The following is a 23465-nucleotide window of genomic DNA, read 5'->3' on the forward strand; positions in this document are numbered from 1 at the left end:
GCCGGTGTTCAATGACCGACGTGCTGCTCGCCGACGTCGTCGCCACCTCGCAGGTCGTCGCCGCCACCCGCTCGCGCACCGCGAAGGTGGCCGCGCTGGCCGACCTCCTGGGGCACACCGGCCCCGAGGAGGCCGAGACGGTCGCGGCCTACCTGGGCGGCACCCTGCGCCAGCGGCGTACGGGGCTGGGCTGGCGGTCGCTGACCGACCTGCCGCCCCCGGCGGACACCTCGAGCCTGGAGGTGCTGGAGGTCCACGAGCGGTTCGAGGCCGTGGCCGCCCTGGCCGGGCCGGGGTCTGCCGGGCGTCGGACGAGCGCCGTCGACGAGCTGTTCTCCCGCGCCACCAGCGAGGAGCAGCAGTGGCTGCGCGGGGTGGTGACCGGTGAGCTGAGGCAGGGCGCGCTCGACGCGCTCGTGCAGGAGGCGCTGGCCAAGGCGGCTGACGTCCCGCTGGCGCTGGTGCGGCGGGCGGCGATGCTTTCGGGCTCCACCGTGGCGGTGGTCGTGGCCGCGCTCACCGATGGTGAGGAGGCGCTGCACGCGATCGGGCTGGAGGTGATGCGCCCGGTGCTGCCGATGCTCGCCGGCACGGCGCCCGACGTCGCCGCCGCGCTGGAGAAGGCGCTGGGCAAGGACCTGGGTGAGGACCTGGGCGGGGACGGCCGCGAGGTAGTGGTCGACACCAAGCTCGACGGCATCCGCATCCAGGTGCACCGCGACGGCGACCAGGTGCGGGTGGCCACCCGGAGCCTGGAGGACATCACCGCCCGGCTGCCCGAGGTCGTGGCGGTGGCGCTGTCGCTGCCGGCCGAGCGGTTCGTCCTCGACGGCGAGGCGCTGGCGCTCGACGACGACGGCCGGCCGCGGCCGTTCCAGGAGACGTCGTCGCGCACCGCGCAGGACGCAGGTGTGCAGGTCACCCCGTTCTTCTTCGACGTGCTGCACGTCGACGGCACGGACCTCCTCGACCGCCCGGGTCACGAGCGCCTGGCCGCGCTGCACGCGCTGGTGCCCGAGCAGCACCGGGTGACGGGACTGCGCACCGGCAGCGTCGAGGACGCCGAGGCCTTCCTCGCCCGCGCCCTCGCCGACGGCCACGAGGGCGTCGTGGTCAAGAGCCTGGAGACGCCGTACGCCGCCGGCCGCCGCGGGTCGGGCTGGGTCAAGGTCAAGCCGGTCCACACCTTCGACCTGGTGGTGCTCGCCGTCGAGTGGGGCTCGGGCCGGCGCCGCGGCATGCTCTCCAACCTGCACCTGGGCGCCCGCGCCGACGACGGCTCCTTCGTGATGCTCGGCAAGACGTTCAAGGGCATGACCGACGAGATGCTCGCCTGGCAGACCGAGCGGTTCCTCGCGCTCGAGACGCACCGCGAGGGCCACGTCGTGCACGTCCGGCCCGAGCAGGTGGTCGAGATCGCCATCGACGGCATCCAGCGCTCCACGCGCTACCCCGGTGGTGTGGCGCTGCGCTTCGCGCGGGTCGTCAGGTACCGCGAGGACAAGTCGGCAGCGGACGCCGACACGCTCGAGAGCGTCCGCACGCTCGGCTAGGAGGAGCGCAGGCTGTCCGGGTCGTAGCCGTCGCTCACAGCGAGCCCGAGGGCCTCCAGCTCAGCCGTCGTGGGCAGGACGTCGTCGAACAGCCCGAAGAGCCGGGTCTGCGCCTCGTCCCTCCACAGGCCCCCACGGATGCGCTCGGACCGCATCAACCCCGCGACGACCGCCTGGTCCAGGCCCGTGTGACGGCAGAAGTCCTTGATCAGCAGCACGCCACGGGACGGAACCAGTCCTGCGTGTTCGTCGTCCGCAGCCATGGCGCGAGCCTAGTCCGCGGCCACGGTCAGGCGCCGTCCTCCGTCAGGGTCGTGGGAGGCAGCCAGTCGGCCCCGAGGAGCTCGGCGAGGGCGGTGAGGCCGGTGGTGTCGCTGCCGACCGTGTCGGAGGCGGCGGCGATGCGCTCCACCATCACCTTGCCGACCTGCTCCTCGACGGTGCCCTCGGCGTAGGCGATGTGCCACGGCGAGACCTGGTGGTCGCGGTGGGTGCGGCCGGTCACCTGCCGTCCGGCGATGCCCGAGAAGCGGGCCTGGTGGAAGACGCCGACCCGGGGTTCGGTGCTCGCCTGTCGGCCGCCGGTGAGGGTCTCGCCGGCGTGCAGGCTGATCGAGGCGACGGTGGTGAAGACGCAGACCTTCGCCTGACCGGTCTGGAACCGGAGCCGCTCGGCCTCGGGGTCGAACCGGCCGCGGCCGTAGATCGTGGCGACCTCGATGCCGGAGTCCCGCAGCCGGTCGATGATGGGGTCGGCGGCGGTGGCGACGAACTCGACCGAGCACGCCACCTGTCGCTCCGCCTGCACCTGCTGGGCGATCCAATCGACGGTGGAGTCGACGCGGATCAGGCCGGCCTTCTGCCGGAAGCGCAGCAGCGCGGCACGACCCTTCGCGGTGTTGCGCCCACGTCGGGCGATGTCCATCTCCCGGCAGAACTCCCCCCACTCGGCCTCGTACGCCGTGCGCTCCGCCGGCGTGAGCGCCACCGGCATGCCGGAGATCGGCACCGGTCCCCAGGGCGCGGCGCGGTGCAGCATCGCCGGGGGCCGCTCCTCGTCGAGCCAGCCGCGGACCAGCTTGAGGTCCGCGGCACGCCGAGCCGGGTCGGTGGTCCACGAGGCGCCGGAGCGTCCCTGCTCCACCCCCACGCCGTGGCGCTCGAGGGCGGTGGCGAAGGCGGCCCCGGGCTGCGTCGCGGAGGTCCAGTCCTTCATGGGTTCGCCGAGCACCTGCGCGTACGCCGGAGCGAGGTAGGGCAGCTCGAGCGGTGTGTGGCCGGGTGTCGCGGTGGTCGCGATGACGAACGGCGCCTTGTCATGGGGCTTTCCGTGGCCGGAGATCCGGGCCCAGAGCTTCCACCGCTTCGTCGTCGTACGCCGCAGCGCGTGGGCCTCGTCGGCGATGATCACGCCCCACGCGTGGTCCTTGACCTTCTCCAGCCGGTCCCAGGTGATCACCACCCACTCGAGACCGCCGTCGCCCAGCGCCGTGATGGTGCGGCACCAGTGGCCGATCGTGATCGCGGCGGGCCGGTCGGCGACGACCAGCACCCGTTGCGCGCCGAGGAGGTCGCCCACCGCCGTGGCTCCGAGGACCGCGGAGATCGTCTTGCCCACGCCTGGCTCGTCAGCCAGCAGGAACTGCCGCCCGCCCGCCGCGGCGCGCTCCGCGATCGCATCGGCCGCCTCGAACTGGATCCGCCGCGGCTCGAGCTCTTCGCTCGCTTCGGGGTTGGGCGTCGGGTCGTCGGGGTTGAGGCCGTTCTCGATGAACCGCCCGAGGGTGTGCGGACCCGGGGCGTACGGCGCAAGATGCGCGGGCAGCGCGCGCCCGGCGTACAGGTGGGTCTTGACGGCCGAGTGCCAGGTGGCCCCCTCGACCTGCGTCCCGTAGGGCACATCGAGCACCCACAGCCGCTCCCCCGGCCCCGCGACCGGCAGGGGCCGCGGTGGCTGCCGTGCCCCGCCCCGACGCGGGGATCCGCTGCGTCGACGCGCACCGGACTTGCGAGGACTGGCCACCCCCCGACGCTATCGGGGTCGCAGCCACGAACGGTGCCGCCTCGCCCACGTCCGTCTCGCGGTCGGAGTGCCCGAAGCGCTCCGAGCGACGTGCTGGAGCGGGTCGCCCGAGGGAGCAGCACTGTCATGCGACGGCTAGTTGGTCCCAGTGTTGTGAGCGGTGACATCACGTCGCGGAACCCACTAGCCGGAGCACCCCTGAGTGGGCTGAACGTGCGAGTCGCGGGTCCGGCCACCGTTGCAGCAACGCGCCGCTCAACGCGCGGAGTCGCGGCCTCCGTGAAGTCGCCGACGCGCACGTCCAACTGGCGTCCCTCGTATGCATGCCCGCAGAAGCCGGCGGCGGTTCAGCGCCCGGACCCATCGAGGGTGGCGACGCTGCGGGAGCGGGAGCGGGAGCGGGAGCGGGGGCAGGTTGGCAGTAGGGCCAGCGCACCTACTTCGACTCCGAGTCCGATGAGGGTGCCGTGCGGGAAGTACCCGAACGCGGCTGTGGACGCGACGGTGACCAGGAGCGTGCTGGCCATCAGCGCCCACCACCAGGTCGGGAAGTGCCTGGATCTGGCGGAGATCGCCGCTGCGATGGCGGCGAACGGGATCGCGAGCAGCACGAAGATCTCAGCGCCCCACAGGCTGCCCCACGGAGCTGGGGCGCTCTCTGCCAGGTAGCTGGCGACAGACACCGGAGCGCCCAGGAGGAACAAGACACCCACCACGCCGGGCAGCTTGCCGTAGGCGAACAGCGGCCAACCGATCAGGAGCCATGCAGGAACCAGCAGCACTCCTCCCCAGGCGTACAGCTCGAGGCCGCCGGCGCCGTTGAGGTCCCGGACCAGCACGTAGACGGGCAGGCTGTCGGCCGAACGTGCCCACGACGGTGCTTCCTGTCCGTCCCAGGCGACCAGCTGCTGGGGAAGCAGGAACAGCGCCCAGGCTGCTCCGGTCACCGCCGAGATCGTCGCCCAGGGGCGGCGTCGTCCCGCTGGCAGGGACTGTCCCTGCCAGCGCTTCGAGGCCGAGCGTCCCTCAGCTGAGGTCGACAAGATCGTTGCGCAGGTCGATGAGAGCTGCCACGAACAGGACCGCCAGGCCGGCCCGCAGCATCCAGGCGGGCCAGGGGCTGACGAGCAGCGCGCGACCGGTGTTGGAGCGGCGCAGCGAGCGGAACGCTGTGAAACCTGCCGCCAGCGCAAGGGTCACCGGGAACAGGAGGACCCACGGGGCGAGCCCGATCACTACGAGCGCGTTGGGTGGGCGCCAGTGTTCGAGGGCGCGTTCTCCGAGGACGTGCAGCAGTGCGACGTAAGCGGCTGGGAGAGCGATGAAGAGACCCGCTGCGAGCCACGACGGTTTCAGGAGTTGGAAGTCCACTCCGTCCGTGTGGACCACGATGGCCCCGATCACGACGGCGGGACCGAGCGAGATCGATAGGAGACGGAACCAGGTGGGACCGATGATCAGGCCGCGAACGATGACGTAGAACCCGGCACCGATCACCCCGAACTGCAACCCGGCCAGCGCCAGTTGGACGGAGCCTGACGGGGTCACCTGGCCCATCACGAAACCGTCGTCGCTGGTCACCCCGGTGGCGTCTGGGTTGAGGGCGGCGAGCAGGCGCATCGCGAGCCGTCCCAAGACCCCGACGACGAACGCACCGCAGGCTCCACCCACCAACGTGAGTACAGACAGGGTTTTGGCGGTGCCAACCATGTCGTCCCGCCAAGACGCTTGTGGTTTCGCGGGTAGCACTGCACTCGTCATTCGGGCCCTCCTGCGTCGCAATGGTGGAGGACGATCACCTGTACAGCCATGCCCTAAACGGGTCATTGCACCCCCGCCCGCCGCCGTGGTCTCAGGCACCCTCACAGCTGCAGCTCACCCTCCTGAACGACCATCGACATGGAGTCGCGTCCACGCGAACCCGGACAGCCCGACCAGCACCGGCCACAGGGCCAGGCGCTCGAGGGCACCCGATGCGAGCCCGTCGCTGGAGAGCACGAACAACACCGCTGCCGTGCCGGTCACGACTCCCGCGGCCAAGAGCGTCCTGGCCAGACGCGGCCAGTCACTCCGCAACCGCGCGCCGAGCACGATCAGGGCGACCGGTTGCGCCACGAACAAGGGTGTCGCGGCGATCGCATGCAGGCTGGCGCCCTGGTCCAGAGGTGTCATGCCCGTGGCGACGGAGCTCAGCCCCGAGATCACGAGCAACCCCGTGACCCATGGACCCAGCGACCGCGAGAGCAGCAACGCACCGCCGACCAGCAACGCACCGAAGCCGATGAACGAGCCGTTCAAGATCTCGTGACGCGGCGAGCAGTACGCCGCCGAGCAACCGATCTCTCCGAGGCGGCTGACCGAGTCGGAGAGGAAGCTGTAACCGCCCGTCGTGGCCGCCGCAACGACGAACTCGGTCGCGATGTAGACCGGTCGCACGAGCAGTGCCAGCGCTCCCCAGCGCGCAGCCCGGCTCCCAGAGCCTGGAAGCCCTCCGAGTCGTCGTCTTCGGGCTATAGGCATCTCGGCACCGTAGACCGTGCTGGAGACACCTCACGGTTGCATCGGTCGAGTTGCCACGTCACCCCCGGACATAGGCGGCGGTACGACCGTGACAACGGCGTCCACCCATCGCGCCGTGTCTCTGCAGGTCAGCGGCTCGTGGGCCCACACCAAGGCTGAATGTCGGTGGTCAGTGCTTGAGTAAGTCCATGACGCTGATCGAGACGGACGCACACGGCGGGCCGGTGTGGGGCGAGGACCTGGACCGCGACGCCGTGTTGAGGTTCGCCGAGGAGGCGAAGGCCCTGGAACGGGCCGCGGCGCGGCGGGTGCTGCGGGTGGCGGTGCGGTGGTGCGAGACCAACGCGGTCGACGACGCCCGGGACGCGGCCGGGTACGGCGAGGTCGGTGGCGACCTGGACGCGCCGGAGCGGATCGGTGGGGACGGGCGGCCGATGGTGGCGGCGTTCTCGGCCGAGCCGCTCGCGGGCGCGCTGGGGATCAGCACCACCGCGGCATTGACGCTGATGGCCGATGCACTTGAGCTGGAGCACCGCCTGCCCCGGGTCCGGGCCCGGGTGGAGTCTCTCGAGGTGCCGGTGTGGCGGGCCCGCAAGATCGCCGCCGCCACCTCCGCACTCAGCCCCGAGGCCGCCGCCTACGTCGACGCCCAGGTCGCGCCGCGGGCCCACGTGGTCGGCGCGGTCGCGCTTGAACGGATGGTCGAGACCGCCCGGGCCCGCTTCGACGTCGAGGCCCACGAAGTAGCCGAGGAGACCGCCCAGGACACCTGGGACGTCACCCTCAGCCACGGTGGCGGACTCGACGACCGCTGGCTGGGCACCTCGTGGATGAGCATCGCCGGCGACACCGCCACCCTCAAGGACCTCGAGTCCCTGGTCGCCAAGATCGCCTACGACCTGCTCGCCGAGCACCCCGACCTGTCCCTGGCCCGGCGTCGCATCCTGGCCCTGCAGGTCATCGTCGACCGCGCCCGCGCCCACGGCGACACCCCGGCCGCCAGCAGCGCCTACAAGCTCTACCTCCACCTCACCGCCACCACCGGCAGCGACGGCACCCTCGAGGTCGCCGACCTGGGCCGTGCCGAGGGCCTGGGCCCGGTCACGACCGCCCGGATCCGCGAGTGGCTGGCCGGCGCCAAGGTCAGCGTCACCCCGGTCCTCGACCCCGACCGCGGCGACCCCGTCGACGCCCACGACCCGCCGGCCTGGATGCGCGAACAGGTCATCCTGCGCGACCAGCACTGCGTCTTCCCCGACTGCCAACGCCCCGCCAGAGCCTGCGACCTCGACCACATCGACCCTTACGACACTCACGGCCCACCCGGGCAGACACATCCGGGCAACCTCGCCTGCCTCTGCAGACGACATCACCGGGCCAAGACCACCACCGACCCCACCCGGCAATGGACCTACCGCCGACAACCCGACGGCAGCTACGCCTGGACCGGACCCCAAGGCCAACGACTCATCGTCGTCCCCGGCCACGGCACCTACACGCCCTCCTGACGTCCACTCGCGTCACACCTGTGCAACTCCGAGTTGCACGAGTCGTACGATGCTGACCATGGCCACCCGTGCACCCCAGACCGACGGCCGGAGATCGGCTGCCGCCGCGCGGCGTCGCGCCCGTGAGGCCGAGATCCTCGCCGCCACCCGTGCGCTCTTCGACGAGCGTGGTTTGCGCGACGCGCAGATCGAGGACATCGCCCGGGCGGTCGGCATCAACCGGGCGATCGTCTACCGGCACTTCACCGGCAAGGAGGAGCTCTTCGCGCTCACCCTCGTCGGTTACCTCGACGAGATGCGCCTCGATCTGGAGGCGGCCGCGGCGGCGAGCACCGAGCCGAAGGAGCGTCTGGCAGCCGTCGTCGGCGCGTTCGTCGACTACTCGCTGGAGCACCCGGCGTTCGTCGACTGTGCCCAGGCGCTGATGCGTCGCTCGGGGCCCGAGCTGCTCGACGAGATCTCCGAGAGCGCGCTCTACCGCCTGGGGCGGGCGATCTCCACCGCGCTCGCCACCCTGTCCGGGGCGCTCGAGGACGGGGTCGCGTCGGGAGACTTCACGGTCACCGACCCGACCCTGCTGGCCAACACGCTCTACGCCAGCGGCCTGGGCGCACTGCAGCTCGCCCGGGTCGGCATCTTGGTCAAGGAGGCCGCCCCGGGCGTGCCCACGGTCGGTGAGATCTCGCCGCAGCAGGTGCGCGAGTACCTCGTCGCCTCAGCTCTCGCCCTGGCGACGCTCGAGATCAGCTGAAGGCTCAGGGAGCCTCGAGGATCGCGGTGACGCCCTGGCCGCCGGCGGCGCAGATGCTGATCAGGCCGCGACCCGAGCCCTTCTCCGAGAGCAGCTTGGCCAGGTTGGCGACGATCCGCCCACCCGTCGCCGCGAACGGGTGACCAGCGGCCAGCGACGAGCCGTTGACGTTGAGCTTGTCGCGGTCGATCGAGCCCAGCGGGGCGTCCAGGCCCAGGCGCTCCTTGCAGAACACCGGGTCCTCCCACGCCTTGAGGGTCGAGAGCACCTGCGAGGCGAAGGCCTCGTGGATCTCGTAGAAGTCGAAGTCCTGCAGGCTCAGGTCGTTGCGCTCGAGCATCCGCGGCACGGCGTACGCCGGCGCCATCAGCAGCCCCTCGCCACCGTGCACGTAGTCGACCGCAGCCGTCTCGGAGTCGACGAAGAAGGCACGCACCGTCAGCCCGTGTGCCTTCGCCCACTCCTCCGTCGCGAGCAGCACCACCGAGGCGCCGTCGGTCAGCGGCGTGGAGTTGCCGGCGGTCATCGTGGCCGCCTCGCCCTTGCCGAAGACCGGCTTGAGCTTGGCGAGCTTCTCGGCCGAGGAGTCGGCGCGCAGGTTGTTGTCGCGCTCCAGCCCGCGGAACGGCGTCACCAGGTCGTCCTGGAAACCGCTGTCGTACGACGCCGCCAGGTGCTGGTGCGACGCGGCCGCGAGCTCGTCCTGCGCCTCGCGGGTGATCTGCCACTCCAGCGCGGTCAGCGCGGCGTGGTCGCCCATCGACAGGCCGGTGCGGGGCTCGCCGTTCTTCGGCAGGTCCAGGCCGATGTCACCGGGACGGATCGCGCCCAGCGCGGTGATGCGGGACTTGGTGTCGCGCGCGGCGTTGACCTTCATCAGCTTCTTGCGCAGCTTGTCGCTGATCGCGACCGGAGCATCCGAGGTGGTGTCGGTGCCGCCGGCGATGCCGACCTCGATCTGGCCGAGCGCGATCTTGTTCGCGACCTGGATCGCCGCCTGCAGCCCGGTGCCGCAGGCCTCCTGGATGTCGGTGGCCGGGGTCTCGGGCGCCAGCGTCGAGCCCAGCACCGCCTCGCGGGCGAGGTTGAAGTCGCGCGAGTGCTTCAGCACGGCTCCGGCGACGACCTCACCGAGGCGCTCGCCCTGGAGCCCGTAGCGAGCGACGAGGCCGTCGATCGCTGCGGTCAGGAGGTCCTGGTTGGACGCGTCCGTGTAGGCGGAGTTGGACCGGGCGAAGGGGGTGCGGTTGCCGCCGATGACGGCGACCCGACGAGGTGAGGTCTGCATGGGTCCCATCCTTGCGCGCGGCAGCGGCGCAGTGAAGGCTGTGAGGGGCATGTCACGAAAAGTGGACTCCGAGTTACACATCTAGTTACATGGTAATCGGCCGCACCCGGACTCACTGGAGGAACAGACCCGCATGAGCGACATGTACCAGAGCTTCAGCCAGTCCCCGATCGGCAAGCTGCTGGTCAAGAACCTCGGCCTGCCCGCCCCGATGCCGCTGGAGCGCTACGAGGCCGGCAGCCCGCTCGTCGACGGCACCGTCGTGACCGGCGGCACCGGCCGCCTGGCCGAGTCGCTGCCGGGCCTGCTCGACACGCTCGGCATCGACAGCACCGTCGCACCCGAGGACGGCGCCCGCTACAAGGGCCTGGTCTTCGACGCCACCGGCCTCACCTCCGCCGACCAGCTCGTCGCCCTGCGCGACTTCTTCACCCCGCTGATGCGCAGCCTGACCACCTGCCCGCGCGTGGTCGTCCTGGGCACCCCGCCGGAGCAGGTCTCCGGCTCCGAGCGCGTCGCCCAGCGCGCGCTCGAGGGCTTCACCCGCAGCCTCGGCAAGGAGATCGGCAAGGGCGGCACCGTCCAGCTCGCCTACGTCGCCGAGGGCGCCGAGGCGGCCACCACCAGCACGCTCGGCTTCCTGCTCTCCCCCAAGTCCGCCTACGTCTCCGGCCAGGTCGTGCGCATCGGCGCCACCGGCACCACGGAGGCCGGCACGGTCACCGACCAGCTGCGCCCGCTCGAGGGAAAGATCGCCCTCGTCACCGGCGCCAGCCGCGGCATCGGCGAGCAGATCGCCCGCGTCCTGCACCGCGACGGCGCGACCGTCGTCGGTGTCGACGTCCCCCAGGCCGCCAGCGAGCTGCAGAGCCTGATGAAGGAGCTCGACGGTGACTGGCTGACCCTCGACATCACCGGCAAGGACGCCCCGCAGCGCATCGCCCACCACCTCAGCGAGAAGCACGGCGGCGTCGACGTCGTCGTGCACAACGCCGGCATCACCCGCGACAAGAAGCTCGCCAACATGGGCGAGGACCGCTGGGACTCCGTGATCGCGGTCAACCTCACCGCTCCCGAGCGGATCAGTCGCGAGCTGCTCGACCAGGGCGTCATCAACGCCGGCGGCTCGATCGTCGGGGTGGCCAGCATCGCCGGCATCGCCGGCAACGTCGGCCAGACCAACTACGCCGCCTCCAAGGCCGGCGTCATCGGCCTGGTCGACTCGCTCAAGGACGAGCTGGAGGACGGCATCACCATCAACGCCGTCGCGCCCGGTTTCATCATCACGCAGATGACCGCGGCCGTCCCGTTCGCCACCCGCGAGGTCGGCCAGCGGCTCAACGCGATGTCGCAGGGCGGCCTGCCCGTCGACGTCGCCGAGGCCATCGCCTGGTACGCCTCCCCCGGCTCGACCGCCGTCAACGGCAACGTCGTCCGGGTCTGCGGCCAGATGATGCTGGGGGCCTGACATGGGCGCCGACACCACTCCCCGCACGCACGACGGCAGCGCCGGCGTCGGCATGCTGCTGCGTGCCGCGCTGCCGAGCATCCCGGTCGTCGGCGCCCTGCCCGGGGTGCGCAAGGCGAGCGCCGGCGGGTTCGAGGGCCTGGCCCTGACCCGTCCCCCGGTCACCGTGGAGCGCGCGCACGTCGACACCTACGCCGACCTGTGCGGGTTCCCCCGCAAGGACGTCGTGCCGCTCACCTACCCGCACCTGCTGGCCTTCGGCCTGCACATGGCGATGATGACCGACCCCGCCTTCCCGGCCCCGGCCATCGGGACGGTCCACATCGCGAACTCCGTGACCCGGCACCGCCACGTGTCCATCGGCGAGGAGGTGCGCGTCGACGCCCGCGTCGGCGCCGCACGCCCGCATGCCAAGGGCACGGTCTTCGACTTCGTCACCGAGGTCCACGCCGCCGACGGTGCGCTTATCTGGGAGAGCTCCTCGGCCTACCTGCGCCGCGGGCGCGGGGACGACGCCGCCCCCGAGGGGCGCTCGTTCCCCGAGGCGCCGCCCAGCGGCACGACCTGGTCGCTGCCCGGCGACCTGGGCCGGCGCTACGCCGCCGTCTCGGGCGACCGCAACCCGATCCACCTCTACCCGCTGACCGCCAAGGCGTTGGGCTTCCCGCGCCAGATCGCGCACGGCATGTGGAGCCTGGCCCGCTGCGTGGGCGCGCTCGAGAGCCGCCTGCCGGAGTCCGTGACCGTGGAGGTCGCCTTCAAGAAGCCGATCCTCCTGCCCGGTCGCGTGGCGTTCGGATCCCGCCCGGTCGACGACGGCTACGCCTTCTCGCTGAGCGACCCGCGCTCGGGTGCCCCGCACCTGGCCGGCGTGAGCGGCCCGGCCCGGTCGCTGTAGCCCCCTGGGCATACTGGCCGGGATGACCGAGAAGACGCACCGCCTCGAGATCGACTGGCTGAAGACGGTCGCGGGCGCCCTCGCGGCGATCTCGTCGGCCGTGCTCCTCTCCACGCTCGGGGCGGCCGGCACGATCGCCGGCGCGGCCATCGGCAGCGTGGTCCTCTCGACCGGCAGCGCGATCTACAGCCAGGGCCTGGCGCGGAGCCGGGAACGCCTGGCCCGGGCCCAGTCGACCGCGCTGCGTCGGGTGGGCGTCTCCCGCGCCGACGTGGAGGCGCTCGTCGACGAGCCGGACCGCCTGCCCTGGCGCGAGCGGCTGGCCCGGCTGCCGTGGAAGCGGATCGGGCTGTACGCCGCCGGGTTCTTCCTCGCCGCCGTGGTCGCCATCTCGGCCTTCGAGGTGATCGCCGGGCGCAGCGTGGCGTCGTACACCGGCGGTGACGACAACACCGGCGACACGACCTTCAGCAAGCTCGTGGGGGGCGGCTCGGACACGCCCGACGACGAGCCCACCGGGCCGGGCGAGCGGCCCGAGGACTCCGATCCCGACGCGCCCGCGCCGACCACGCCCCAACCCGACGACACGTCGTCCGGGACCCCCGAGGAGTCCTCCAGCCCGGCCCCGGAGACCTCGACGTCACCCACCCCCGAACCGGTCGACCCGGTCGTCCCGACCGACCCGGTCCCGTCGGCGCCGACCGTCGCCCCGCAGGAGTGAGCAGGCTCAGCGCGGTCGGCCGAACACGGTGCTCGCCACCGTGGCGCGGGCCGCTGTCGGCCTGGCCGACTGGCGCTCCGAGAAGGTCGCGCTCGAGGGGTCCCAGACCCCGACGTCGGTGATCCGGTTGCCGTCCCAGTCGCCGGCGACCGGCAGGTCCCCCGGCTCGCCGAACTGCACCTGCGCGGTCCACGCCAGGCCGTCCTGGTCGACGCGGCGCAACGTGAACGTGGCGGTGGACTGGTCGAAGACCCCGAGGTCGGTGCGCCCGTCGCCGTCCCAGTCGCCGGTCACCGGCAGGTCCGAGGCGGAGCCGAGCCGCACGCTGCTCGCCGAACCGTCGGCGGCCCGCAGCCAGAAGGCGGCCTCGCCGGGGCGGCGTACGCCGACCTCCCAGCGGCCGTCGCCGTCCCAGTCCCCGGCCACCGGCTGGTCACCCGCCCGGCCGAAGACCACGCTGCTGGTGCTCCGTCCGGTCTTGAGCGCGAAGGTGGAGCTGCCGGGGGTGAAGACGCCGATGTTCGCGACGCCGTTGCCGTCCCAGTCGCCCAGCACCGGCTCGTCGGTGCTGGTGCCCATCCGGCGCACCAGGGGGGTCCGCCCCGGGCGCAGCACCTCGAACCGCGAGCGGTCGGCGCGGCGGTAGACGACCAGCTCGGCCCGGGGCTTGCCGATCATGTTGGCCGCCAGGGGGACGTCCACGCAGTTGGTCGAGCGCTGGGTGGAGCCGTAGACGAACTCGGCGCCGCCGAACCAGGCCGTCTGGACGCTGCTCGAGAGGCGCTGTTCGTAGTGCAGGTGCGGCCCCGAGGAGTTGCCGGTCGAGCCGACGGTCCCGAGCTGGGCCGCCTGGTCGACGCTCTGGCCCGACGCCACCGTCACGCTGTTGAGGTGCGCGTAGAGCGTGCTGGCGCCGCCACCGTGGTCGACCACGACGTAGCGGCCGTACCCGCTCCCGCCGGCGCTGGCCGTGGTCACGGTGCCGGGCGCGGAGGCCACGACCGGGTCGTCGACGTCGTCGACCCGGTTCCAATCGACGGCCTTGGTGCTGGGGCTGTGGTTGCCGCGCGTGGTGCCGGTCCACTCCTGCCCGCAGGGGAAGGGCATCTGGTAGTCGGCGCCCGGCGGGGCGGCGACGGAGGTGGGCACGGGCGCGAGCAGCAGCACGGCACCGAGCGCGGGAGCGAGCAGGACGGAGCGCATGGACAGGTCCCCTGGGGGTCGGGGGGCGGTCCGGTCACACGTCCCTCAGGAGTGCTCAACCGCCACAGTGGTCACAAAGAAACCACGTGTCGGCGTGTCTGTCACGAACTACAACGCTGTAATGCTATACGCGCGGGCGGATCAGACCCTCCTGGGCCACCGTCGCCACCAGCGTGCCGTCGCGCGTGAAGACCCGGCCCAGTGCCAGTCCGCGTCCGCCGCGCGCTGCGGGCGAGACCTGGTCGTAGAGCCACCACTCGTCGGCCCGGAAGGGCTCGTGGAACCAGATCGTGTGGTCCAGCGACGCCATCTGGGTCTCCGACGGCGACACCGGGTGCGCCGCCAGGGTGGCCCCCAGCAGGCTGATGTCGCTGGCGTAGGTGAAGGCGGCCAGGTGGGCGGTGGGGTCGTCCCCGAGGTCCCCCTCCACCCGCAGCCACAGCCGGGCCCGGGAGGGGTGCTCGGCGTCCTCGGGCAGGCCGCTCTTGGAGCTGCCGACCCAGCGCGCCTCCAGCGCGCCCCACTCCTTGGCCAGCGCGTCCGCCTCGGGCGTGCCCCCGGCCCGCATCAGGGCGACGAGGTCCGTGCCGTCCTCGGGCTCACCGGCCTCGGGCATCGCGTCCTGGTGCTCGAGTCCGGACTCGGGCACCTGGAAGTTCGCGGTCAGGTAGTAGATCGGCCGGCCGTGCTGGCGCGCCGAGACCCGCCGGGTCAGGAAGGAGCGCCCGTCGCGGATCCGCTCCACGTCGTAGACGATCGGCACCTGCGGGTCGCCCGGCAGCAGGAAGTAGGAGTGCATCGAGTGCACGACGTACGCCGGGTCGACGGTGCGGATGCCTGCGCACAGCGCCTGCGCCGCGACCTGCCCGCCGAAGACCCGGGGACGGGTGGTGCGGACGACGCGGCCGCGGTAGAGGTCTGCGTCGATGGTCTCGAGGTCGAAGAGCCCCATCAGCTCCTGCAGGGCCGTCGGGTCGCTCACGCCGAGCCCCCGCGGGCCCGCATCGGACGCATCAGCGCCTCCTGGCTGACCGAGGCCACCAGCAGGCCCTCGCGGTCGAAGACCCGCGCGTTCACGAGCCCGCGCCCGCCACTGGCGATCGGCGAGTGCTGGTCGAAGAGCCACCAGTCGTCGGCGCGGAAGGGCCGGTGGAACCACACGGAGTGGTCCAGGGAGGCCACCATCACCTCGGGCCCGCCCAGGGTGATGCCCTGCGGCGACAGCGCCGCTCCCATCAGCGTCGCGTCCGAGGCGTAGGTGAACGCCGCCGCGTGCACCAGCGGGTCGTCGGGCAGCGCCTCGTTGAAGCGCAGCCACATCTGCTGGCGCCCGGGCCGGTCGTCGTCCGGGGGCAGCAGGTCGTGGCCCGAGCCGACGTAGCGGAAGTCGATGACGTCCCACTCGTCGAAGGAGCCGTCCTCGCCCCGGATGACCGCGTTGGCGTCCAGGGCGTCCTCGGGCGACGGCACCCGGGGCATCCGGTCCTGGTGCTCGTAGCCCTCCTCGGGGCGCTGCAGGTCCACCGTCATGGCGAAGATCGGTCGCCCGTGCTGACGGGCCAGCACCCGACGGGTCGAGAACGTGCGCCCGTCGCGCAGCCGCTCCACGTCGTAGATGATCGGCGCGTTCGTGTCGCCGGGCTGCAGGAAGTAGGAGTGCAGCGAGTGCACGACGTACTCGTCGTCGACCGTGCGGTCGGCGGCCACGAGCGCCTGCGCCGCGACCTGGCCGCCGAAGACCCGGGGCAGGATCGAGGGCTGCTGGGCGCCGCGGAACAGGTTGTCGTCGATGTTCTCCAGGTCGAGCAGCTCGAGCAGCTCGGCGTTCGTGCGCGGCATGTCAGGCCTGCCCCTCGTCGTCGCCGTCCCCCGTCGGGTTCTCCAACCCGGCCAGGAACTGCTCGAACTCGTGGCCCAGCTCGTCGCCGGTGGGCAGCGGCTGGTCGCGGGCGAGCAGGTTGTCGCCCGACTCCTCGGCCCGCTCGAACGCGTCGTACTGGCGCTCCAGGGCGGCCACGACGTCGCCGACCTCCTCGTTGGCGGCCAGGTAGCCGGTGATCTCCGCCTCGCGGTCCTCGGCCTCGGCGCGCAGGCCGGAGAGGTCCACGGTGATCCGACCGGCCAGCTCGACCTGCTCCAGCAGCACCGCCGCGGCCTGCGGGTAGTCCAGCTGGGCCAGGTAGTGCGGGATGTGGGCGACGAAGCCCTGGGCGTCGTGGCCCCACTCCCCCAGCCGGACCTCGAGCAGCGCCTGCGCGCTGGTCGGCACCCGCAGCTCACCGCGCCACGGGCTCGCGCCCAGCAGCAGCTCGGAGCGGTTGGCGTGGTGGGTGATGGCGATCGGCCGCGTGTGCGGCACCGCCATCGGCACCGACCCCATGCTGACCACGCGGGTCACGGCGAAGCGCTCGACGACCTCGCGCACGGCGCGTGCGAAGCCCTCCCAGCGGTTGTCGGGCTCGGGACCGTTGAGCAGCAGGTACGGCGTGCCGCCGCTGTCGCGCAGCAGCCGCACCACCAGGCGCGGGGCGTCGTAGGACTCGTAGTGGTCGACCACGAACGAGATGGGTGGGCGGCGGGCGCGGTAGTCGTGCAACCGGTCGACGTCGAAGGTCGCCACGACCCGACCGGCGCCGTCGGCGTCACCGGCGACGTCGACGAGGTGCTGGGCGGCGCGGGCGGCGGCGTTGCCGGCGTCGAGGAATCCGTCCAGCACCACCACCATGGTCAGGGCCGACTCCTCGGAGGCATCGATCTCTGCCACCTCGTCGACGATGTGCACCAAGCGGGTGTCGGTCACGGATCTCCCTTCGTCAGGCCAGCGGCCAGGCGCCGGGGCAACCGGCTGCGTGGCCACGATATTCCCTGGCCGGACGGTGGCCGGACGGTGGCTGGCAGGCCCTGCGAGCCGCATTGGTTACTGGGGGGTAACCTTGGCGGCGCCAGCCACCCACCACCCCAGGAGAACCGGTGCCCCGACAGCTACGAGAGGTCGTCTTCGTCGACGGCGTGCGCACCCCCTTCGGCAAGGCCAAGGGCCAGTACGCCGAGACCCGCGCCGACGACCTCGTCATCAAGTGCATCCGCGACCTCATGCGTCGCAACCCGTCCCTGCCGCCCGAGCGCGTCGACGAGGTGGCGATCGCCGCGACCACGCAGATCGGCGACCAGGGCCTGACCATCGGCCGCACCGCCGCGCTGCTCGCCGGCCTGCCGCAGAGCGTGCCCGGCTTCGCGATCGACCGCATGTGCGCCGGCGCGATGACCGCCGTGACCACCACCGCCTCCGGCATCGCCTTCGGCGCCTACGACGTCGCCATCGCCGGCGGCGTCGAGCACATGGGTCGCCACCCGATGGGCGAGGGCGTCGACCCGAACCCCCGCATCATGTCCGAGCGCGTCGTGGACCCCGACGCACTGGTGATGGGCAAGACCGCCGAGAACCTGCACGACCGCTACCCCTCCATCACCCGCGACCGCGTGGACGCCTACGCCGTGCGCTCGCAGCAGAAGACGGCCGCGGCGTACGACGCCGGGGTGATCCAGCGCGACCTGGTCCCCGTCGCGACCCGCTCCGAGCAGGAGGGCTGGGGCCTGGCGCTCAGCGACGAGCCGATGCGCCCGGGCACCACCCTGGAGTCGCTGGGCAGCCTCAAGACCCCGTTCCGCTCGCACGGCAAGGTGACCGCGGGCAACGCGGCCGGCATCAACGACGGCGCCACCGCCGCGCTGCTGGCCGACGAGGAGACCGCCCGCGAGCTCGGCCTGCCGGTGCGCATGCGCCTGGTGGCCTACTCGTTCATGGGCGTGGAGCCCGAGGTGATGGGCGCCGGCCCGATCCCGGCGACCGAGAAGGCGCTGCGCCAGGCCGGTCTGGGCATCGACGACATCGGCGCGTTCGAGGTCAACGAGGCCTTCGCCGTCCAGGTGCTGGCCTTCCTCGAGCACTTCGGGATCGCCGACGACGACGCCCGCGTCAACCCCTACGGCGGCGCCATCGCGATGGGCCACCCGCTGGCCTCCTCGGGCGTGCGCCTGATGACCCAGCTGGCGCGCCAGTTCGAGGAGCGCCCCGAGGTCCGCTACGGCCTGACCACCATGTGCATCGGCATCGGCATGGGCGGCACCGTGATCTGGGAGAACCCCCACCACACCGGCTCCACCGACGAGAAGGGCGACGCCTGAGATGAGCGACCTGACCACCCTGCTCGCCCGCGCCGAGGAGATCAGCTCCGACGCCGAGCGCGTCACCCAGGCCCTGCTGCGCAAGGTCACCCTGCCCTCGGGTGCCGGCGTCCTGGGTCTGATCACCCTCGACAACGGCGAGGACCACACCAAGCCCAACACGTTCGGCCCGCGCAGCCTGATCGCGCTCAACAGCGCCATCGACGCCGCCCTGGCCGACGACGAGATCACCGCGCTCGGCGTGACCGGCAAGCCGTTCATCCTGGCCGCCGGCGCCGACCTCACGAGCATCGCGGGCAGCGGCGCTCCCGGCGTGCGCGTCGTGGCCGAGCTCGGCCACGCGGTGTTCCGCAAGCTCAAGGACGGGGGCAAGACGTCCTTCGGCTTCATCAACGGCCTCGCCCTCGGCGGCGGCCTCGAGGTCGCGCTGCACTGCGACTACCGCACCGTCATGGACTCCGCGCCGGCGCTCGGCCTGCCCGAGGTCATGCTCGGCCTGGTGCCCGGCTGGGGCGGCGCCTACCTGGTGCCGAACCTCGTCGGCGCCGACACCGCCGTCACGCTGATCCTCGAGAACCCGCTCAACAACGGCAAGACGGTCACCGGCCAGCAGGGCTTCGAGCTCGGCCTCGCCGACGCGGTGTTCTCGGGCGCCGACTACCTGGAGCAGTCCCTGCTCTGGGCGGCCGACGTGCTCAACGGCGACGTGCTCGTCGAGCGGCCCGAGATCGACCGGGGCGAGGCGTGGAGCGCCGCCCTCACCCGCGCCGCGCGCGTCGTACGCGCCCGCACCGGTGGCGCCAGCCCCGCCGCCGAGCGCGCCGTCGACCTGATCGCCGCCGCCCGGACCGCCACGCGCGACGAGGCCTTCGCCGCCGAGGACCAGGCGCTCGAGGACCTGTCGCAGACCCCGGAGCTGCTGGCCAGCCTCTACGCCTTCGACCTGGTCCAGAAGCGGGCCAAGCGTCCCGCCGGCGCCCCCGACCGCTCGCTGGCCCGCCCGGTGACCAAGGTCGGCATCGTCGGCGCCGGCCTGATGGCCAGCCAGATGGCGATGCTCTTCGTGCGCCGCCTCGAGGTGCCGGTCGTGCTGAGCGACCTCGACCAGGAGCGCGTCGACAAGGGTGTGGCCTACGTGCACGCCGAGATCGACAAGCTCCTCGCCAAGGGCCGCATCGGCCAGGACAAGGCCAACCGGCACAAGGCACTGGTCACCGGAGCCGTCGACAAGGCCGCGGTCTTCGCCGACGCCGACTTCGTCATCGAGGCCGTCTTCGAGGAGATGTCGGTGAAGAAGTCCGTCTTCGCCGACGTCGAGAAGGTCGTCTCGCCGACCTGCGTGCTCGCCACCAACACCTCGTCGCTGTCGATCAGCGAGATGGCGGCCGACCTCGAGCACCCCGAGCGGGTCGTGGGCTTCCACTTCTTCAACCCGGTGGCGGTGATGCCGCTGCTCGAGATCGTCCAGGGCCAGGCCACCGACGACGCCACACTCGCGACCGCGTTCGCGACCGGCAAGGCGCTGAAGAAGACGACCATCCTGGTCCAGGACAGCCCCTCCTTCATCGTCAACCGCCTGTTGGGCCGCTTCATGAGCGAGGTCAGCCGGGTCGTCGACGAGGGCACCCCGATCCAGACGGTCGACGGCTCCTTCGCCGGCGTCGCACCGATGCCGCCCTTCACGCTCATCGCGCTGGTGGGCCCGGCGATCGCGCTGCACAACACCGAGACGCTGGCGGCGGCCTTCCCGGACCGCTTCTACGTCTCCCCCGCGCTCGAGCGGGTGGTGCAGGCCCGCAAGGCCGCCTACTTCCTGCCCGACGGCAGCCTCGACCCCGAGGTGGAGGCCCTGCTGGAGCAGCCCGCGGAGCCCGTGGTGCTCTCACCGGCCGAGGTCCGCACCCGGGTGCTGAGCGGGCTGGCGCAGGAGGCCCGGCTGATGCTCGACGAGGGCGTCGTCGCCGCTCCGGAGGACCTCGACCTGGCGATGATCACCGGGGCCGGGTTCTCCTTCTGGAACGGCGGGCTCACGATGCTGCTCGAGCGTGAGGGCCTGGGCCGCTTCCACTAGTCGTACGTCGCGACCATCAGGCGCGCGGCCCGCATCGCGAGCCGGTCCTCGTCCAGGCCCACCAGCCGTTCGAGGGCCGGCTCGTCGCTGGCGCCCTCCACGAGCGTCCACAGCACCTGCTCGCCGAAGCTGTTCGCGAGGTACTCCACCGCCCACCAGGACAACCCGTAGTGGCCCGTCGAGCCGTCGGCGTTGAAGGCCTCGTCGGACGGCATGGCCACCCGGCCGGCGGCCAGCGCGGCGCGGGCGGCGGCCAGCGCGGCCTCGGGCAGAGCGCGGTCCTCGGGGGCCAGCGGGCGTACCGACACCCACTCGGCGAGGCCCTCGGCCAGCCACACGGGGGCGTCGTCGTCGAGCTCGCCGACCGCGACGTGGGCGACCTCGTGGCGCACCAGGCGGTCGCGCTTGCGGCCCTCGGGATCGGTGCGTGGCGCGTCGGCGGTCTCGACGATGCGCGGGTTGAGCACCACCCGGGTGGAGGCCACCCCGGCTCCCGGGTCGCGGGGGTCGGCCGCGACGGGCACGGCGACCGCGTCGAGCGCCGTGGGATCGCCGCCGGGCAGGTCCCCCACGGAGGCGAACCCCCCGGCGCCCGACAGGGCGTAGAGCACCACCTGGTGGCTCCAGTCGAAGGGCACGACCGCGCTGACGTCGCTGATCGCGCGCTGGGCCGAGTCCAGCAGCCCGTAGGCGGCCCCGGCGCTGGCGTCGTCGAAGATGCCGAGGACGCCGGCGGCCTGGCGCACCTGGATCGCACCGCTGTCCCACGGCTGCGACACCACCCGGTTGCGGGCCTCCCAGGCCTCGTCGGTCACCGAGGCCAGGCGCAGCCGCGACTTCGGCCCGCCACCGGGCTCGAAGAGGTAGCGGTCGCGGGCCACCACCGGCACGGAGTCGTAGCCGGCGAGCTGCAGGTGCACCTCGACCACCACCCAGTACGAGTCCTCGACCCGCAGCAGGTCACGCGGATCGAAGTCGTACTCGAAGACCTCCAGCGGCAGCTGCGTCAGGTTGTCGAAGTAGTCCGACTGCTGCACCTGCAGCGCCGGGCGGCCCGGCAGCAGGGACCGCTCGAAGCGGCCCCGGTCCTGGCGGCGTACGCCGCTCTGGCGCAGGGCCAGGGTGCGCCGGATGGACGAGACGACCTCCCGGGGCGCGGCGGTCGCGGAGCTGGTGGGCTTGGCGCCGGACGGGTCGTCGCTCTCCAGCAGGGCGCACGACGACGCGCCGACCAGCACCAGCAGTGCCACCAGCAGTGCCGTCAGGGGGCCCACCCGCCCGTTGAGCGCTTCTCCCTCCCCGGTGCGCTCAGCGGGGCCGTTCAACCGGATGCCCGGTCCCGGGTGGGGCGGCCCGGTCGGCCTGGGCCGACTCGTCCGGCTCGAGCGGGGACCCGGCGGACATCGCCTCCACGATGCCGCGGGCCAGCGACTGCGGGCTCAGCCCGATGCGCTCGAGGATGACCGCGCGCTTGGCGTGGTCGAGGAACTCCTGCGGGATGCCGTGCAGGCGCACCGGGGTGTCGATGCCGGCGGCGTTGAGGGCCTGCAGCAGGCTCGCGCCGCAGCCGCCCTGGACGCCGTTGTCCTCCAGGCTGACCACGAGGCGGTGCTCGCGGGCCAGGTCGAGGAGGGCGGGGTCGACCGGCTTGACCCAGCGGGGGTCGACGACGGTGACACCGATGCCCTGCGCGACCAGGCGGTCGGCCACCTCGACGGCGGTGGTGGCCATCGAGCCCACCGCGACCACGAGGACGTCGCGGACGCCGTTGCGCACCAACACGTCGCACCCGCCGACGCGGTCGATCGCCTCGATGTCGTCCGGCGGCGGCCCCTTGGGGAAGCGCACCACGGTCGGGGCGTCGTCGACGTCGACGGCCTCGTCGAGCAGCTCGCGCAGCCGGGTGGCGTCGCGCGGGGCGGCCAGGCGCAGGCGCGGGACGATCTGCAGCATGGACATGTCCCACATGCCGTTGTGGCTGGCCCCGTCGTCGCCGGTCACCCCGGAGCGGTCCAGCACGAAGGTGACGCCGCAGCGGTGCAGCGCCACGTCCATCAGGATCTGGTCGAAGGCCCGGTTGAGGAAGGTGGCGTAGAGCGCGACCACCGGGTGCAGGCCGCCCATCGCCAGGCCGGCCGCCGACGTCGCGGCGTGCTGCTCGGCGATCCCGACGTCGAAGGTGCGCTCGGGGAAGCGGGCCTGGAACTTGTCGAGGCCCACGGGGTGCATCATCGCCGCGGTGATCGCGACGACGTCCTTGCGCCGGTGCCCGATCTCGACCATGTCGTCGGCGAAGTGGTCGGTCCAGATCCGACCGCGGGCCTTCTCCTCGCCCGACTCGATGTCGAAGGGCTGCGGGGAGTGGAACTGGTCGGCCTCGTGGCGCTCCGCGGCGTCGTACCCGAATCCCTTGCGGGTCAGCGCGTGCACGATCACCGGCCCGCCGAACTTCTTGGCCTGGCTCAGCGCGGTCTCCATCGCGACCCGGTCGTGCCCGTCGACGGGGCCGACGTACTTCAGGCCCAGGTCCTCGAAGAGCCCCTGCGGAGCGAGCGCGTCCTTGAGGCCCTTCTTCATCGCGTGCAGCGCGTCGTACGCCGCTGCGCCGACGCCCGGCACGGCGTGCAGCCGCTTCTTGACCTGGTCGAGCAGGGTCTCGTAGCGCGGGTCGGTGCGCAGCGAGCTGAGCGCGGTGGCCAGGCCACCGATGGTCGGGGTGTAGGAGCGGCCGTTGTCGTTGACGACGATGACCAGGCGGCTGCTGCGCGCGACCGCGATGTTGTTCAGCGCCTCCCAGGCCATGCCGCCGGTCAGCGCACCGTCACCGGTGATGGCCACGACGTGGCGGTCCTCGCCCCGGATGGCGTAGGCCTTGGCCAGGCCGTCGGCGTAGGACAGCGCCGTGGAGGCGTGGGAGTTCTCGACGATGTCGTGCGGGGACTCGGCCTGGCTGGGGTAGCCCGAGAGACCGCCCTCCTGGCGCAGGGTGTCGAAGTCGCCCGCGCGCCCGGTGAGCATCTTGTGCACGTAGCCCTGGTGACCGGTGTCGAGGACGATCCGGTCGCGCGGGGAGTCGAAGACCCGGTGCACGGCCATGGTCAGCTCGACGACCCCGAGGTTCGGGCCGAGGTGGCCCCCGACCTTGGAGGTCGAGCGGACCAGCAGGTCGCGGATCTCGCTGGCGAGGGTCTCGAGCTGGGCGTCGTCGAGCCCGCGGAGGTCACGCGGTCCCGAGATGGTCTCGAGGATCGACATGGGACTCCTTGCGGGTGGGTG

Annotated in this window: 20 protein-coding genes; 8 read left to right on the forward strand and 12 right to left on the reverse strand. The window is 72.3% G+C overall.

Annotated features, from left to right (window positions below; translation table 11 throughout):
- The first annotated feature begins 11 nt into the window (after window positions 1–11).
- Window positions 12–1553: an ATP-dependent DNA ligase gene (locus I601_RS17455; RefSeq protein ID WP_218917688.1), complete on the forward strand. Its 1542-nt coding sequence runs from the start codon at window positions 12–14 to the stop codon at window positions 1551–1553.
- On the opposite strand, the gene I601_RS17460 is transcribed toward I601_RS17455, so the two are convergent.
- The 5 genes from I601_RS17460 to I601_RS17480 all read right to left on the reverse strand — a co-directional run bounded on the left by I601_RS17460 (window position 1550) and on the right by I601_RS17480 (window position 6012).
- Window positions 1550–1816: a hypothetical protein gene (locus tag I601_RS17460; protein ID WP_157520254.1), complete on the reverse strand. Its 267-nt coding sequence runs from the start codon at window positions 1814–1816 to the stop codon at window positions 1550–1552. The two genes, I601_RS17455 and I601_RS17460, sit on opposite strands and share 4 nt — an antisense overlap.
- 26 nt (window positions 1817–1842) lie before the next feature.
- Window positions 1843–3462 carry a DEAD/DEAH box helicase gene (locus I601_RS17465; protein WP_218917689.1) on the reverse strand — a complete coding sequence of 540 codons (1620 nt, stop codon included), beginning with the start codon at window positions 3460–3462 and terminating at the stop codon, window positions 1843–1845.
- Window positions 3463–3923: 461 nt separating this feature from the next.
- A complete protein-coding gene (locus I601_RS17470; protein WP_068112558.1) occupies window positions 3924–4523 on the reverse strand; it encodes a hypothetical protein in 600 nt (199 codons plus the stop codon).
- 79 nt (window positions 4524–4602) lie between these two features.
- Window positions 4603–5286 carry a hypothetical protein gene (locus I601_RS17475; RefSeq protein ID WP_068112561.1) on the reverse strand — a complete coding sequence of 228 codons (684 nt, stop codon included), beginning with the start codon at window positions 5284–5286 and terminating at the stop codon, window positions 4603–4605.
- A 165-nt stretch (window positions 5287–5451) separates the two neighbouring features.
- A complete protein-coding gene (locus I601_RS17480; RefSeq protein ID WP_068112564.1) occupies window positions 5452–6012 on the reverse strand; it encodes a DUF998 domain-containing protein in 561 nt (186 codons plus the stop codon).
- A 272-nt stretch (window positions 6013–6284) separates the two neighbouring features.
- Here I601_RS17480 and I601_RS17485 point away from each other — a divergent pair, with 272 nt between their 5' ends.
- Together I601_RS17485 and I601_RS17490 are read left to right on the forward strand one after the other, a co-directional pair.
- Window positions 6285–7604 carry an HNH endonuclease signature motif containing protein gene (locus I601_RS17485; RefSeq protein ID WP_068112567.1) on the forward strand — a complete coding sequence of 440 codons (1320 nt, stop codon included), beginning with the start codon at window positions 6285–6287 and terminating at the stop codon, window positions 7602–7604.
- Between the two features lie 58 nt (window positions 7605–7662).
- The gene (locus I601_RS17490) at window positions 7663–8355 is read left to right on the forward strand and encodes a TetR/AcrR family transcriptional regulator (protein WP_068115208.1); all 693 of its coding nucleotides are present in this window, start codon (window positions 7663–7665) and stop codon (window positions 8353–8355) included.
- Between the two features lie 4 nt (window positions 8356–8359).
- Here the strand turns inward: I601_RS17490 and I601_RS17495 are convergent, their stop codons facing one another.
- Window positions 8360–9643, reverse strand: a complete 1284-nt coding sequence (locus I601_RS17495) for an acetyl-CoA C-acetyltransferase (protein ID WP_068112569.1) — start codon at window positions 9641–9643, stop codon at window positions 8360–8362.
- Between the two features lie 133 nt (window positions 9644–9776).
- On the opposite strand from I601_RS17495, the gene I601_RS17500 reads away from it, so the two are divergent.
- From I601_RS17500 to I601_RS17510, 3 genes are read left to right on the forward strand one after another with little or no spacing between them, the layout of a single operon-like run.
- Window positions 9777–11111 (forward strand): 3-oxoacyl-ACP reductase, encoded by a 1335-nt coding sequence (locus I601_RS17500; protein ID WP_068112572.1) that lies wholly within the window; start codon window positions 9777–9779, stop codon window positions 11109–11111.
- A gap of 1 nt (window position 11112) precedes the next feature.
- Entirely contained in the window at window positions 11113–12009 is an 897-nt protein-coding gene (locus I601_RS17505) for a MaoC/PaaZ C-terminal domain-containing protein (protein WP_169834720.1), read from the forward strand.
- 22 nt (window positions 12010–12031) lie between these two features.
- Window positions 12032–12730, forward strand: coding sequence for a hypothetical protein (locus I601_RS17510; protein ID WP_068112575.1), 699 nt, complete (start codon window positions 12032–12034; stop codon window positions 12728–12730).
- Window positions 12731–12736: 6 nt separating this feature from the next.
- On the opposite strand, the gene I601_RS17515 is transcribed toward I601_RS17510, so the two are convergent.
- From I601_RS17515 to I601_RS17530, 4 genes are all read right to left on the reverse strand, one after another.
- The gene (locus I601_RS17515) at window positions 12737–13933 is read right to left on the reverse strand and encodes a peptidoglycan DD-metalloendopeptidase family protein (protein ID WP_068112578.1); all 1197 of its coding nucleotides are present in this window, start codon (window positions 13931–13933) and stop codon (window positions 12737–12739) included.
- A 124-nt stretch (window positions 13934–14057) separates the two neighbouring features.
- The gene (locus I601_RS17520; protein WP_335582171.1) at window positions 14058–14915 is read right to left on the reverse strand and encodes an acyl-CoA thioesterase; all 858 of its coding nucleotides are present in this window, start codon (window positions 14913–14915) and stop codon (window positions 14058–14060) included.
- Window positions 14912–15772, reverse strand: coding sequence for an acyl-CoA thioesterase (locus tag I601_RS17525; RefSeq protein WP_068112581.1), 861 nt, complete (start codon window positions 15770–15772; stop codon window positions 14912–14914). The genes I601_RS17520 and I601_RS17525 overlap by 4 nt, the downstream gene beginning before the upstream one ends.
- Window position 15773: 1 nt before the next feature.
- Complete coding sequence (locus I601_RS17530) at window positions 15774–16733, reverse strand: proteasome assembly chaperone family protein (protein WP_218917690.1); 960 nt, start codon at window positions 16731–16733, stop codon at window positions 15774–15776.
- 170 nt (window positions 16734–16903) lie between these two features.
- Here I601_RS17530 and I601_RS17535 point away from each other — a divergent pair, with 170 nt between their 5' ends.
- Both I601_RS17535 and I601_RS17540 read left to right on the forward strand, forming a co-directional pair.
- A complete protein-coding gene (locus tag I601_RS17535; protein ID WP_068112582.1) occupies window positions 16904–18118 on the forward strand; it encodes a thiolase family protein in 1215 nt (404 codons plus the stop codon).
- A gap of 1 nt (window position 18119) precedes the next feature.
- Window positions 18120–20189, forward strand: coding sequence for a 3-hydroxyacyl-CoA dehydrogenase NAD-binding domain-containing protein (locus tag I601_RS17540; RefSeq protein WP_068112585.1), 2070 nt, complete (start codon window positions 18120–18122; stop codon window positions 20187–20189).
- Here the strand turns inward: I601_RS17540 and I601_RS17545 are convergent.
- Together I601_RS17545 and dxs are read right to left on the reverse strand one after the other, a co-directional pair.
- On the reverse strand, window positions 20186–21514 hold the full coding sequence (locus I601_RS17545; RefSeq protein ID WP_157520257.1) for a gluzincin family metallopeptidase: 1329 nt from the start codon (window positions 21512–21514) through the stop codon (window positions 20186–20188). The genes I601_RS17540 and I601_RS17545 overlap by 4 nt on opposite strands.
- Window positions 21498–23444, reverse strand: coding sequence for a 1-deoxy-D-xylulose-5-phosphate synthase (dxs, locus tag I601_RS17550; RefSeq protein ID WP_068112592.1), 1947 nt, complete (start codon window positions 23442–23444; stop codon window positions 21498–21500). The genes I601_RS17545 and dxs overlap by 17 nt, the downstream gene beginning before the upstream one ends.
- Window positions 23445–23465: the final 21 nt, after the last annotated feature.

The organism is Nocardioides dokdonensis FR1436, assembly GCF_001653335.1.
Classification (GTDB): Bacteria; Actinomycetota; Actinomycetes; order Propionibacteriales; family Nocardioidaceae; genus Nocardioides; species Nocardioides dokdonensis.

Bases quoted from the DNA above. Each gene is read 5' to 3' on its own strand.
- I601_RS17455 (WP_218917688.1), top strand. From the start codon at position 12: ATGACCGACGTGCTGCTCGCCGACGTCGTCGCCACCTCGCAGGTCGTC.
- I601_RS17460 (WP_157520254.1), bottom strand. From the start codon at position 1,816: ATGGCTGCGGACGACGAACACGCAGGACTGGTTCCGTCCCGTGGCGTG.
- I601_RS17475 (WP_068112561.1), bottom strand. From the start codon at position 5,286: ATGGTTGGCACCGCCAAAACCCTGTCTGTACTCACGTTGGTGGGTGGA.
- I601_RS17485 (WP_068112567.1), top strand. From the start codon at position 6,285: ATGACGCTGATCGAGACGGACGCACACGGCGGGCCGGTGTGGGGCGAG.
- I601_RS17490 (WP_068115208.1), top strand. From the start codon at position 7,663: ATGGCCACCCGTGCACCCCAGACCGACGGCCGGAGATCGGCTGCCGCC.
- I601_RS17495 (WP_068112569.1), bottom strand. From the start codon at position 9,643: ATGCAGACCTCACCTCGTCGGGTCGCCGTCATCGGCGGCAACCGCACC.
- I601_RS17500 (WP_068112572.1), top strand. From the start codon at position 9,777: ATGAGCGACATGTACCAGAGCTTCAGCCAGTCCCCGATCGGCAAGCTG.
- I601_RS17505 (WP_169834720.1), top strand. From the start codon at position 11,113: ATGGGCGCCGACACCACTCCCCGCACGCACGACGGCAGCGCCGGCGTC.
- I601_RS17510 (WP_068112575.1), top strand. From the start codon at position 12,032: ATGACCGAGAAGACGCACCGCCTCGAGATCGACTGGCTGAAGACGGTC.
- I601_RS17515 (WP_068112578.1), bottom strand. From the start codon at position 13,933: ATGCGCTCCGTCCTGCTCGCTCCCGCGCTCGGTGCCGTGCTGCTGCTC.
- I601_RS17525 (WP_068112581.1), bottom strand. From the start codon at position 15,772: ATGCCGCGCACGAACGCCGAGCTGCTCGAGCTGCTCGACCTGGAGAAC.
- I601_RS17540 (WP_068112585.1), top strand. From the start codon at position 18,120: ATGAGCGACCTGACCACCCTGCTCGCCCGCGCCGAGGAGATCAGCTCC.
- dxs (WP_068112592.1), bottom strand. From the start codon at position 23,444: ATGTCGATCCTCGAGACCATCTCGGGACCGCGTGACCTCCGCGGGCTC.